The organism is Pseudomonas sp. WSY_20 (genome assembly GCF_043104335.1).
In the GTDB taxonomy this organism is placed as follows: Bacteria; Pseudomonadota; Gammaproteobacteria; order Pseudomonadales; family Pseudomonadaceae; genus Aquipseudomonas; species Aquipseudomonas parafulva_B.
In genome coordinates, this window is record NZ_JBICKP010000020.1 from 15,148 (window position 1) to 28,168 (window position 13,021).

The window sequence follows — 13,021 nt, forward strand, 5'->3', positions numbered from 1 at the left end:
TGAACAAGCCTGTGCAAACAGCACTGCGCCAACGTCTTTTCGACTGGCCAGCTTGGCCGGTGCAATCAGGGGGCTCTCGTCATGCTGACCCTACTCAACCTGCTTTCGGCAGTCACCTTGCTGGTGTGGGGCACGCACATCGTGCGAACCGGCATTTTGCGGGTATTCGGTTCGGACCTGCGACGCATCATCGGCCAGAACATGGACAAACGTCCGCTGGCCTTCATCGCGGGCATTCTCGTCACCGCAATGGTGCAGAGCAGTAACGCAACCGCAATGCTGGTCACCTCATTCGTGGGCCAGGGCCTTATGGCCATGACCCCGGCGCTGGCCATCATGTTAGGGGCTGACGTGGGCACAGCGCTCATGGCCCGTGTACTGACCTTCGACTTGTCCTGGCTTTCGCCCCTGCTGATTTTCCTGGGGGTGATCTTCTTCCTTTCACGCAAGCAGACCCGTGCTGGCCAACTTGGCCGCGTCGGCATCGGCTTGGGCCTGATCATCCTGGCGCTGGAACTGATCGTCCAGGCAGCTGCCCCCATCACCCATGCCCAGGGCGTAAAGGTGCTTTTCGCCTCCCTGACCGGCGACATTCTGCTCGACGCCCTGGTCGGTGCATTGTTCGCCATGGTGTCGTATTCGAGCCTGGCCGCCGTCCTGCTCACCGCCACACTGGCAGGGGCCGAGGTGATCAGCCTGCCCGTGGCCATAGGCCTGGTGGTCGGCGCCAACATTGGTAGCGGCCTGCTGGCGTTCATCAGCACCAGCATGCAGAACGCCGCTGGCCGCCGCGTGGCGCTGGGCAGCCTGCTCTACAAGCTGATCGGCCTGCTGTTGATCATCCCTGTGCTCCACCCGCTGGTGGACTGGATGGACACACTGAGTTTCAGCCCGCAGGAGCTGGTCATCGGCTTCCACTTGCTCTACAACACTGCCCGTTGCCTGATCATGCTACCTACGGTCAAGCCCATGGGACGGCTGTGCAACAGCCTGTTGCCAGAGCGCGAGCGCGACAACGGGCAGATACGCCCGCGCCATCTCGACGCCTCGGCCTTGGAAACGCCCAGTCTGGCGCTGGCCAATGCTGCTCGGGAGACGTTGCGCCTGGGGGACATCGTCGACAACTTGCTCGAAGCCATGCTTGGCGCACTGCGCGGCACCCAGGCTGCATTGCCTCAGCAGGTGCGTGCACTGGGGGAGGATGCCGAGGCCCTGTACAGCGCCATCAAGTTATACCTGGCGCAGATGACCCGCGAGGACCTCAGCGAACACGACAATCGTCGCTGGGCTGAGATCATCGAGCTGGCGATCAACCTCAAGCTGGCCTGCGACCTGATCGAACGCATGTTGCGCAAAGTCCAGCAGCAGAAGACCAGCCAACGACGCGCCTTTTCCCAAATGGGGCTGGAAGAACTGACCGGGTTGCAAGAGCAATTGCTGGCCAACCTGCGCCTTGGCCTCTCGGTATTCCTCAGCGCCGACCCGGAAAGCGCGCGTCTGCTGCTGCGCGAGAAGCGTCGCTTTCGCGCCCAGGAGCGGCGCCTGGCCCATGCCCATGTCAGCCGCCTGCAGCGCAAAGTGGTACAGAGCATCGAGACAAGCTCCATCCACCTGGAGCTCATCGCCGACATGAAGCGGTTGAACTCTTTGTTCTGCAGCAGTGCCTATGTGGTACTGGGCGGCTCGGACACGGGCGGGCTGATGCTCGACAGCGTGCCGGACGAAGCCCCGCCGCCGTGATGTCGCCGACCTGAGGACCCCCGCTCGCCCATGCGTTGCCTGATGTTCATCTGCCTGCTGATGTTTAGCCTCTGCTCCTTTGCCCTGGACCGCGCTCGCGTGGAGGGCTACCTGCTGCCCAACGGCCTGCAGGTCATCCTCAAGGACGGCTACGAACGCGACCATGTGTCCATTCGCCTGGTCGTGGGCGTGGGCCTGGACGACTTCGGCTGTGACCAGAAAGAACTGCCGCACCTGTTGGAGCACTTGCTGTTCAGTGGGGTGGACGACACGGGCGAAGGAGGCCTCGAAGAGCGCCTGCAGGCACTGGGTGGCGAATGGAATGCGTTCACGGGCAATGCCGACACCACGTTCGTGATCGAAGCGCCCGCACGCAATCAGCGCAAGGTACTCGACCTGTTGCTGTCGATCATTCGCGACACCCAGATCGACGCCAAGGCCCTGGCGACTGCCAAGCGCATCATTGAGCGTGAGGACGGTGGCCACTACGGGCATCTACAGCGCTGGCTGGACCGGCAAGACATCGGTCACCCCGCCGGGCAGCAATTGGCAACGGAATTGGGCTTGAAATGCCCCGAGCGTTCCAATCTCGACGACATGACCCTCGAACAGGTCCAGGGCCTGCGCGAGCGTTGGTACGCGGCCAACAACATGACACTGATCATGGTGGGTGGGCTGGACCGCCTGTTGCCCGCCTACCTGGAAAGAACCTTCGGCGAACTCCCGGCCACCGAGCCGGAAGACCGCCGCGACCTGGAATCGATCAGCCAAGAGGCCAAGCAACGGCGCGACCTGATGCACGGCTGGCTGGGCGACACGGCCAAACTCCACTGGCTGTTCATCGAGCCGGTGCTGGACAACGACCACCAGGCCACCCTGGATCTGCTCTCCCGTTACCTGGACTGGGCAGTATATGACCAGCTGCGCCTGCGCAATGGCCTGTCCTATGGGCCCTCGGTCCAGCGCGAGAGCTTCGGTGATACCGGCCTGCTCAGCCTCAACGCCGACCTTGAGCGCGATGATATAGGAAGGGCGATCGAGGTCATGCGGCGCTTGTTCGATCACTTGCGCGAGCAGGGTCTGGACCCGGACACCTTTGCCCGCATCAAGCAAGCGAGCATCGCCAAGGAAAGTTGGGCAACCCAGGGCAACAGTGCCCTTGCCGATTATTACTGGGGCGCACTGAACGACTACACCGACGGCCGCTTCGCCAGCCCTGTACGTCAGTTGCAGCGCGTGAGCCTGGAGCAAGCCAACCAGGCGCTCGAACAGTTGCTCGCCCATGAAGGCTACATTCGTATCGAAAAACCGCTGCTCGGGTACGATGAGCTCTACGGCCTGTCGTTCCTGCTGGCAGGGTTGCTGCTCGCCGCATGCCTTCTGCGCTGGCGTCGACAGGCCCCTGACAAGCCAGGCGGTGCTACTCGGCACGTGTGAAACGGCGGTATCCTTTCAATGCCCGCGTCGTGCATGCAAGGGCCGCCTCCTAGCCACTCCCAAGCATTGCAGCCCCATGCCCCCAATACCTAAGATCGCCCAGCGCATCATCGAACTGCTCAAACGCTATCCGGGCGTCATTGCCTTGGGTGGTTTTCTATCAGGTGTAGGCAGTTTCATCCTGGTCGACCGGCAGGCGGGCCTCGCCAGCTGGATCGCCGTCCTGCTGCTGGTCAGCTGGGTCTGGCTGATGCTCGAAAGCACGCTCACCCGCCTGTTCACGCGTACCTTCAAGCGTGAAATACCCCAGCCGCTGTTGCGCTATGCCACGCAGATGATCCATCAGGAATCCCTGTTCTTCGTACTGCCGTTTTTCTTCATCACCACCACCTGGAACAGCGGCCAGTCGATCTTTACAGGCTTGCTGGGCGGCGCCGGACTGGTCTCGATCATCGACCCGTTGTACTACCGCTGGCTCGCGCCGCGGCGCTGGCTGTTCATGGCGCTTCACACCCTGACCCTGTTCGCCGCCTTGCTGACCGCCCTGCCGATCATCCTTCACCTCACCACCGCGCAAAGCTTCAAGCTGGCCCTGATCATCGCCATGGCCTTGTCCTTCCCGAGCCTGGTCAGCAGTTTTCCGGTCAGCAACTGGCGACGCGGTGTCGCCCTGGTGGTAATCACGCTGGCCGTCGGTGGCGGGGGTTGGTTGTTGCGCTCCTGGGTGCCGCCGGCCACCTTGTGGATGACCGAAGTCGCCGTGAGCACCGAGGTCATTAACCGTGAGCCGGGAGATTCACTGGATAAAATCGCTGCCAGCCGTATTCGCAGCAGCGGCCTTTACGCCTACACCGCCATCAACGCGCCGCGCGGCCTGAATGAGCGGATCTACCATGTATGGCAGAAAGACGGGCAGGAAGTGGACCGTATCGCCCTAGACATTCACGGTGGGCGCAAGGAAGGCTATCGAGCCTGGACCCACAAGCAGAACTTCCCGCCCAACCCGGTAGGGCGTTGGCAGGTGAGGGTACTGACTGAGGATGGCCAGGTGATCGGTGTACTGCGCTTCAAGGTAGTCGAGGATGCCGCCGCTTCATGAGCGGCGCATCGTGTACCGCCAGAAACGCCGGTCAGCCGAAGAACCAGTAGCAAACGCAGATCGCTGCCACCACACCGGAAAACTCGGCCAACAGTGCACACCCCACGGCATGGCGCACCCGTTGAATGCCCACGGCGCCGAAGTACACGGCCAGGACGTAGAACGTGGTTTCGGTACTGCCCTGAATGGTCGCTGCGACCAAGGCAGGGAAGCTGTCAACACCCTGGGCCTGCATGGTCTCGATCAGCATTGCCCGTGCAGCACTGCCGGAAAACGGCTTGACCAGGGCAGTTGGCAGCCCTTCGACAAAGCGCGTATCCAGGCCCATCCAGTTCACCGCATGGCGGATACCGTCCAACGCCACCTCAAGCGCCCCGGATGCGCGCAGTACACCGACCGCCACCAGCATCGCCACCAAGTAGGGCAGCAGGCTTTTGGCAACGTCGAAGCCCTCCTTCGCCCCTTCGACGAATGCTTCGTAGACCTGGACCCGCTTGAGCGCGCCGATGATCAAAAAGACGATGATCACCCCGAACAGCGTGAGGTTGCCCAGGATCGAGGACAAGCTGGCCAGCGCGGCTGCCGACAGCGTGCCGAGAAAGGCCATGAAGCCCCCCAGCAGCAACGCGCCGGGTACCAGGTACGCCAGCACCACAGGGTCCCATAGCCGTAAACGCTGCATCACCGCGACCGACAGCAGCCCGACCAGCGTCGACACACTGGTGGCCAGCAGGATAGGCAGGAACACCATGGTTGGGTCGGGCGCGCCTTGCTGGGCGCGGTACATGAACACGGTTACAGGGAGCAGGGTCAAGGAAGACGCGTTGAGCACCAGGAACAGGATCTGCGCGTTGCTGGCCGTGGTGCTGCTGGGGTTGAGCGTCTGCAGGGCACGCATGGCCTTCAGGCCGATAGGGGTAGCAGCATTGTCCAGGCCCAGGCCATTGGCCGCAAAGTTCATGGTGATCAGCCCTAGCGCAGGGTGCCCAGGCGGCACTTCGGGCATCAGCCGTGCGAACAAGGGGCCCAGTACCTTGGCCAGCCACTCGACGATACCCGCCTGCTCGGCGATCTTCAGAAAGCCCAGCCATAGGGTCAGGGTGCCGAACAGCAATACCATGACCTCGACCGACAGCTTCGCCATGGCGAAGATGCTTTCGACCATGGCCGCGAAGATGCCGGCGTTGCCACCCACCAGCCATTGAGCCATGGCAGATATGGCCGCTACCAGGAAAAAGCCGAACCATAAGCCGTTGAGCATCCACGTACCTCCCCGAAAATGCCCGAATCATAACGTATCGAACACTGCCCTGGCTGCGGCTCGCCGTGAGTATGGATGCCACAGACGACAAAAAGCCCCGACGGGTCGGGGCTTTGGGTCCAACAGGTTTGGCCTCAGCGTTTGGCTGCTTCACCCACCATGGCAGTTTCAGGCTTCTCGGCGATCAGCGAAGCGTAGTACAGCTCGCCCTTGGCCGCGTCGTACATGCCTTCCCAGCGGGAGATGACCAGCGCCGCCAGGGCATTGCCGATCACGTTGAGCGCCGTGCGCGCCATGTCCATGATGCGGTCGACACCGGCAATGAACGCCAGGCCTTCCAGTGGGATACCCACGCTACCCAGGGTGGCCAGCAGCACCACGAACGAAACGCCTGGTACCCCGGCGATGCCTTTGGAGGTCACCATCAAGGTCAGCACCAGCAGCAACTGCTGGCTCCACGACAGGTCGATACCGTAGAGCTGGGCGATGAAGATGGCCGCGATGCTCTGGTACAGGGTGGAGCCGTCGAGGTTGAACGAGTAGCCGGTGGGTACCACGAACGAGCAGATCGATTTGGGCGCGCCGTACTTCTCCATCTTTTCGATAACCCGTGGCAGGACGGTTTCCGAGCTTGAGGTGGAGTAGGCCAGGATCAGCTCATCTTTCATGATGCGCATGATCTTGATCACCGAGAAACCGAACAGGCGCGCTACCAGCCCTAACACCATGAAGGCGAAGAAGGCGATGGCGAAATACACCAGCAGCACCAGCTTGGCCAGTGGCAGCAACGAGCTGAAGCCAAAGTTGGCAACGGTCACCGCGATCAGCGCGAACACACCGATCGGCGCGTACTTCATGATCATGTGGGTGACTTTGAACATGGTCTCCGATACGGCCTGGAAGGTGCGTACCAGAGGATCGCGCAGCTCGGCTTGCAGGCTCGAAAGGCCAAGGCCGAACATGACCGAGAAGAAGATGATCGGCAACATTTCACCGCGCATCAGCGCCGCGAAGATATTCGACGGGATCAGATTGAGCAGGGTCTCGATGAAGGCATGCTCATGCTGCACCTCGGCGGCGGTCGCCTGGTACTTGGAGATGTCCACAGTACCAAGGGTGCTCATGTCGATACCCGCGCCCGGATGGAACAGGTTGGCAAGCACCAGGCCCACAACAATAGCGATGGTCGTGACGACCTCGAAGTAGAGAATGGTCTTCAGGCCAATACTGCCAAGCTTCTTGGCATCGCCAACCCCAGCGATACCCACGATCAGCGACGAGATCACGATCGGGACCACGATCATCTTGATCAGGCGAATGAAGATATCACCAGCAGGCTGAAGGACGTTGCTGATCCACCAGGCCTTTTCTGCACTGAAGTGGTTCAGGAGCGCGCCGATTGCAACGCCCAGTACCAGACCTATGACGATCTGCCAGGCGAGGCTCAGTTTTGCCTTCTTCATGTCTTTACCCTTTGTTGTAGTGGTCATGTCGACTAACGGCAACCGGACAGCAGATGGACACAAGCCCGGAGTGAATTCGCCGATTAGCGACGTGTTGTAAGGACAGCGCAGACGAGCGCAGGGCTCGGTCGGCGAAAAAGGCCGCAACTATTGCGATGGGAAGAAGGGAAATCTAATGCCGGAAACGCATACCCCATACCGATTGAGCATGGGAAAGTGGGGTATCTAGAAGGGAATAGGCGTCCTGCGAAGCGCTGTTCGGAATCCCGAACAAGACATAAACGCCATATGACGGCTGAAATAGTCGCAGGGGAAAGTAAAAGAAGCTTGGTTGTTCGACAATCCGAATGCTTCAAACGCAGCTGATATAGATAGCACAGCTCACGAAAAAAAAGACGCGCGGTTGAGACAAAATGTGTCCCCAGATGGATTTCGTGCATCGTGCACTGCCATCTGGATGGCTCCTCGGAAGCCAGGTCCACCCTGAAGATCGTTCAGGGCTCTACTGACCTGGAACTTCCGATTCTGCCTTGCCTGACCCGGCCCAACAGGTGGAGGCACTCCCTGTACCCCTAGGCCACTCCGATCCTGTAGCGATCAAAACAGCCCGGCCCCTTGGTCATGTGCTGCTCCTCCTCGGAGCGGCGCATCATAGAAGGCTGCAAGCCTACGGCCGTTCAGCTTCTATTTCATGACAGTGCCAAACCTGAACCACACCGGTCTTGCGACTCAGTACCAGTTCGGGTCCCGCTTGAGTTGCTCCTGAAGCATGGTTTTCATGCCCTCGTCAGGTTTGCCAAGCCACCGATACTGCGCATGGCGGGTAGGCGACTTGTCGCTGGGCAGGCCTTCCGGTACCTCCACCAGCATCCCGTAGGCGTCATCCTTGTCCCAGCTGAATGCGACGATCAAACGCTTGTAAGTGCATTTGTCCGCAGCTTCGCAGAGCGGGCCCACGAGGTATTTATCGCCGTCTTCCGTGACCGCCGACATCTGCTGAGGCGAGCTCCCCGTCAGGTTCAACACCCAATCGGGCAGGCGTTCCTCGCCTTTGACGGCGTCCTGCCAGGATTCCCGGTACTCGGCGTCGCTACCCAGCAATTGATCGACGCGTAGCTGGCCATCATTGGCCGCCAACGCTGCTGCAGTGGCGCTCATCATCAGAACGCCAGCTACGGCATTGCGTAACAGCCTGCTCATCTGCGACCGCGTCCAAAGAAGAACGAAGCAACGAAAAGAACCAGGAAGACGATGAACAGGATCTTGGCGATACCCGTTGCAGCGCCAGCGATACCACCAAAGCCCAGAACTGCAGCGACGATGGCGATGATGAGGAAAGTGATAGCCCAGCTCAGCATGGTGATTCTCCTTTGTTTTCGAAAGCAGGGTGATCAGAACACCCAACGGTCCTGTGGTACGACATGTTCAACGGTTGCAGGGGACTCGGCCTTACCCTTCGATGGCAGCGGCTCGGCTGCTTGCACGAGGTTACTGGCGCGGGTGTTCTGGATCTGCGACAGCAGGGCTGTTTGCGCCGCCACTTGGTCGGCCAGGCGGGCGGTTTGCACGCTGTAGTAGAACAGCCCTGCTGCCAAAGTCAGCATGACCGCGATGCCAAGCGACATGATCTGACGCAGTGGCAGGGCGGTAACGTGCAAACGGTTGACAGATGGGCGGTTCATACCGGCTTCTCCTGCTGTAATTTTTGTCCAGACTTGAACAAGTAATTGCAGCCTGCGTGCCAGCTTTGAAATTAGAAAATATCCTTATTTTTCAATAAGTTAAAAGATTGAACCATTAGGACCTACCACGTATCCTGCACGATGCCCCCTGGGGGACCGTGCGAAATGCACGATCACCCTTCAACCTTGGTTGCCACCTTGAGCATGTCGGCATCGACCCCACGCACACCAGTGATCTGTCTGGCGATGTCCGTCGCGATATTCTTCTGCTCCGGGCTGACGACTTCGCCGGAGAGTCTGACCAAGCCATCCTGGCTCACCACCTTCAGATTCAGCCCGTCGAGGTTGCGGCTGAAGCTGTAACTGCTTTGGACCTTATCGACGATCCAGGCATCGCTTGGCTGCGGTCCGGTTGGGGCATCCACAGGCTGGTCTTTAGCTTTGATCATGGCTGCGGTGTCAAGGCTGATCAGGTTGTTGACCAGGTACACCCCCTCGGTCGTACGCGCCACGACGCCCGCAAGCTCCTTTGCCTCGGGGTTGTCTACCCGCCCCCGGAGCGTGACGACACCGCTGTCACTTTGTACCTCTATGGGTGCCTTCTCAGTCAGGCGGCTCCACAACAGCCGTGACCGTATGACTGCCGTAAGCGTCACGTCCTCCGTGCGCTGGGCATAAGCGCGCAACGCCAGTGGACGCTCGACCAGCTCAGGATTGACCTGCACCTGATTGTCGACCTTCTCGATACCTGAAGTCGCCAAAGCCACTTCTTCGACCAAACGTCGCTCAACCTCATTCTCGACCTCCCCAGCCAAACGCGCCGACGCGCCATCGACCTTAACGGTGATTCGATAGGGATTGAGGATTCGATTCAAGGACACTGCCGTCTGCAGCGAACCTTCCAGGCGAGCATCGTGGACAGGATCGTCACTGGCCACAGCGGCGAGGGGCAGCAAACTGACCGCTAGCGCAAGTGCGCGAAAGGGGAAAGGCATGTCGTAGTCTCCTTTTGTAGGCAAAATCTGAAACTCTTCGCAACCAATGTGCCAACCAACCTCTCTAAGCAAATCGCCGGCCCCACGGGTGTCTTCAAGCTTCTTGGTCGACCCGCTGGCGTGCAAAGGGCAGAATCCTTCAGAATTGACCATGCAACTTGCCCGATTTTTCCCACACTAAACAAAGATATTTCCCAAAGGAGCGCAGGTACATGGAATCAGCCCAGGACAAGCAAGGCCGCATTCTGCTGGTGGATGACGAGTCCGCGATCCTGCGCACCTTCCGCTACTGCCTGGAAGACGAGGGCTACAGCGTGGCGACCGCCAACAGCGCCACCCAGGCGGAGAGCCTGCTGCAGCGCCAGGTGTTCGACCTGTGCTTCCTCGACCTGCGTCTGGGCGAGGACAATGGCCTGGACGTGCTGGCCCAGATGCGTGTTCAGGCACCGTGGATGCGCGTGGTCATCGTGACCGCCCACTCCGCTATCGACACGGCGGTCGATGCCATTCAAGCCGGTGCCGCCGACTACCTGGTCAAGCCTTGCAGTCCTGACCAGTTGCGCCTGGCCACAGCCAAGCAACTGGAGGTACGCCAGCTTTCCGCCCGCCTGGAAGCCCTGGAAGGCGAAGTGCGCAAGCCCAAGGATGGCCTGGACTCCCACAGCCCGGCCATGATGGTCGTGCTGGAAACAGCCCGCCAGGTAGCAACCACAGATGCCAACATCCTGATCCTGGGCGAGTCCGGGACCGGTAAAGGTGAGCTGGCCCGCGCCATCCACGGCTGGAGCAAGCGTGCGCGCAAGGCCTGCGTGACCATCAACTGCCCGTCGCTCAATGCCGAGCTGATGGAAAGCGAACTGTTCGGCCACACGCGAGGGGCCTTTACCGGCGCCAGCGAGAGCACCCTTGGCCGCGTCAACCAGGCGGACGGCGGTACGTTGTTCCTCGATGAAATCGGTGACTTCCCCCTGACCCTGCAACCCAAGTTGCTGCGCTTCATCCAGGACAAGGAATATGAGCGTGTTGGCGACCCCGTCACCCGCCGGGCCGATGTGCGCATCCTCGCCGCCACCAACCTCAACCTTGAGGAAATGGTGCGCGAGGGCCGTTTCCGCGAAGACTTGCTCTACCGCCTGAACGTCATCACCTTGCACCTGCCGCCCCTGCGCGAGCGCAGTGAAGACATCCTCACGCTCGCCGACCGCTTCCTGGCCCGCTTCGTCAAGGAATACTCAAGGCCAGCACGCGGCTTCAGCGACGAGGCACGCGCAGCGCTGCTCAATTACCGCTGGCCGGGCAACATTCGCGAATTGCGTAACGTGATCGAGCGGGCCAGCATCATCTGTCCCCAGGAAAAGGTCGAGATCAGCCATCTGGGCATGGGCGAGCAACCGGCAAGCAACGCGCCGCGTGTAGGGGCCGCCTTGAGCCTGGATGAGCTGGAGCGCGCGCATATCGGCGCCGTGCTGGCTGCCAGCGACACGCTTGACCAAGCCGCCAAGACCCTCGGGATCGACGCGTCGACCCTGTATCGCAAGCGTAAGCAGTACAACCTGTGAAGTGGCCGACCATGAAGCTGCGCACGCGGCTCTTTCTCAGCATCTCGGCGCTGGTCACGGTCGCCCTGCTGGGGCTGCTGCTTGGCTTGGTAAGCGTCCTGCAAATGGCTTCGGCCCAACAGGCACTGGTTCGCGACACCAATCACTCGCTGGATGTGGGGTTGAAGCTACGCCAGAACCTCGGTGAGCAACTCATCCTGCTGCTGGATACGGACACGGCTCCAGATCAGTTGCAAGCACTGCAAGACAATTTCCAACACCTGCTCGACCAAAGCCTGGCCGACGGTGGCCAGCGGCCTGGGTTCAGCGAAGCCCGCGACCACTACCAGGCATTTCTCGAGGCTTACCACGCAACCCCGGCGCCTTCGCGCAGCCTGGCCGTGGACCAGCCACTGGGCGCCGCATTCAATCAAGTGCGCACCGACCTGATCGATTCCCACAAACAAGCGCTGGCCAACATCGCTCGCAGCGAAGAACAAAGCCGTGCCCGCGCCTTGCTGGTCGGCGGCGTGCTGGGCCTGATGGGCCTGGTGGTCCTGGTTCTGGGCTTTATCACTGCCCACAATATTGCCCGCCGATTCGGGCAGCCCATCGAGGCCCTGGCCAAGGCAGCCGATCAGCTCGGCAAGGGCAATTTCGATGTCACGCTCCCGATCACTCAAGCTAGCGAGCTGAACCAGCTCACGCGTCGCTTCGGGATCATGGCCGACGCCCTGCGCAAGCACCAGGCCACCAATGTCGACGAATTGCTCGCCGGGCAGCAGCGGCTGCAAGCCGTGCTCGACAGTATCGATGATGGCCTGCTGATCATCGATCGACAGGGCTTGCTTGAGCACTTGAACCCGGTTGCTCAACGCCAACTGGGCTGGAACGACAGCCGTGTTGGCAGCAGCCTGGCCGAAGCCCTGGAACGACCTGAGCTGGAACAGCAACTGTGCCAGGTGCTGCGCGGCGGCAGTCTGGACCGGCAACCGGACGACCTTCACATTGATGTTGACGAGGAAACGCGTCTGCTGACCTATAGCCTGACGCCCGTCAGCCATCCCCAGGGCCCGATCCTGGGCGCTGTGATGGTGCTTCACGACGTGACAGAACAGCGTGCCTTCGAGCGGGTGCGCAGCGAGTTCGTGCTCCGCGCCTCCCACGAGCTGCGCACGCCTGTCACCGGTATGCACATGGCGTTCGGCCTGCTGCGCGAACGGGTCAAGTTTCCCGAAGAAGCGCGTGAGTACGATCTGCTGGAAACCATCGGCGAAGAAATGCAGCGCCTGACCCAGTTGATCAATGACCTGCTCAACTTCAGCCGCTATCAAAGCGGCCTGCAAAAGCTCGACTTGGCGCCCTGCGCCGTCGATGAACTGCTGGAGCGGGCGCAATTACGCTTCGCCGACCAGGCGGGCCAGAAGCAGATCGAACTGGTCCTGGCCCTGGAACCGCCATTGCCACGCATTCAGGCTGACGTTGCCCAGCTCGACCGTGTGTTGGACAACCTGCTGCACAACGCGGTCAGGCATACCCCACAGGGCGGGCGCATCCGCCTGCATGCGCGGCGCCATGCCGAACGCGTGATCATCAGTGTCGAGGACACGGGCGAGGGTATCGCCTATGGCCAGCAGGCCCGTATCTTCGAGCCGTTCGTGCAAGTAGGGCGCAAGAAAGGTGGAGCCGGCCTGGGACTGGCCTTGTGCAAGGAAATCGTGCAGTTGCACGGTGGGCGCATGGGCGTCTTCTCGCGACCGGGTGAAGGTACCCAGTTCTACCTGGCCCTGCCGGTCTGATGCTCGC

Annotated in this window: 11 protein-coding genes; 5 read left to right on the forward strand and 6 right to left on the reverse strand. The window is 60.9% G+C overall.

Annotated features, from left to right (window positions below; translation table 11 throughout):
- The first annotated feature begins 81 nt into the window (after positions 1-81).
- The 3 genes from ACF8E5_RS06200 to ACF8E5_RS06210 all read left to right on the forward strand — a co-directional run bounded on the left by ACF8E5_RS06200 (position 82) and on the right by ACF8E5_RS06210 (position 4,276).
- A complete protein-coding gene (locus tag ACF8E5_RS06200; protein WP_182138444.1) occupies positions 82-1,740 on the forward strand; it encodes a Na/Pi cotransporter family protein in 1,659 nt (552 codons plus the stop codon).
- 30 nt (positions 1,741-1,770) lie between these two features.
- The gene (locus ACF8E5_RS06205) at positions 1,771-3,177 is read left to right on the forward strand and encodes a pitrilysin family protein (RefSeq protein ID WP_326384173.1); all 1,407 of its coding nucleotides are present in this window, start codon (positions 1,771-1,773) and stop codon (positions 3,175-3,177) included.
- Positions 3,178-3,253: 76 nt separating this feature from the next.
- Positions 3,254-4,276, forward strand: a complete 1,023-nt coding sequence (locus ACF8E5_RS06210) for a DUF5924 family protein (protein ID WP_392475037.1) — start codon at positions 3,254-3,256, stop codon at positions 4,274-4,276.
- 31 nt (positions 4,277-4,307) lie between these two features.
- On the opposite strand, the gene ACF8E5_RS06215 is transcribed toward ACF8E5_RS06210, so the two are convergent.
- The 6 genes from ACF8E5_RS06215 to ACF8E5_RS06240 form a co-directional block, all read right to left on the reverse strand.
- Positions 4,308-5,537, reverse strand: a complete 1,230-nt coding sequence (locus ACF8E5_RS06215) for a nucleoside recognition domain-containing protein (protein WP_392475038.1) — start codon at positions 5,535-5,537, stop codon at positions 4,308-4,310.
- Between the two features lie 134 nt (positions 5,538-5,671).
- Positions 5,672-7,000, reverse strand: coding sequence for a glutamate/aspartate:proton symporter GltP (gene gltP, locus ACF8E5_RS06220; protein ID WP_058603696.1), 1,329 nt, complete (start codon positions 6,998-7,000; stop codon positions 5,672-5,674).
- A 729-nt stretch (positions 7,001-7,729) separates the two neighbouring features.
- The gene (locus ACF8E5_RS06225) at positions 7,730-8,200 is read right to left on the reverse strand and encodes an inhibitor of vertebrate lysozyme family protein (protein ID WP_326384174.1); all 471 of its coding nucleotides are present in this window, start codon (positions 8,198-8,200) and stop codon (positions 7,730-7,732) included.
- Positions 8,197-8,358 carry a DUF1328 domain-containing protein gene (locus ACF8E5_RS06230; protein WP_023532363.1) on the reverse strand — a complete coding sequence of 54 codons (162 nt, stop codon included), beginning with the start codon at positions 8,356-8,358 and terminating at the stop codon, positions 8,197-8,199. The genes ACF8E5_RS06225 and ACF8E5_RS06230 overlap by 4 nt, the downstream gene beginning before the upstream one ends.
- 33 nt (positions 8,359-8,391) lie before the next feature.
- A complete protein-coding gene (locus ACF8E5_RS06235; RefSeq protein WP_058603694.1) occupies positions 8,392-8,682 on the reverse strand; it encodes a hypothetical protein in 291 nt (96 codons plus the stop codon).
- Positions 8,683-8,855: 173 nt separating this feature from the next.
- Complete coding sequence (locus ACF8E5_RS06240; RefSeq protein ID WP_197843940.1) at positions 8,856-9,677, reverse strand: BON domain-containing protein; 822 nt, start codon at positions 9,675-9,677, stop codon at positions 8,856-8,858.
- 212 nt (positions 9,678-9,889) lie between these two features.
- Between ACF8E5_RS06240 and algB the strand changes: the two genes are divergently transcribed.
- Both algB and ACF8E5_RS06250 read left to right on the forward strand, forming a co-directional pair.
- On the forward strand, positions 9,890-11,236 hold the full coding sequence (gene algB / locus ACF8E5_RS06245; RefSeq protein ID WP_023532715.1) for a sigma-54-dependent response regulator transcription factor AlgB: 1,347 nt from the start codon (positions 9,890-9,892) through the stop codon (positions 11,234-11,236).
- An 11-nt stretch (positions 11,237-11,247) separates the two neighbouring features.
- Positions 11,248-13,014 carry a KinB sensor domain-containing domain gene (locus ACF8E5_RS06250; RefSeq protein ID WP_058638795.1) on the forward strand — a complete coding sequence of 589 codons (1,767 nt, stop codon included), beginning with the start codon at positions 11,248-11,250 and terminating at the stop codon, positions 13,012-13,014.
- The last annotated feature ends 7 nt before the right edge of the window (positions 13,015-13,021 follow it).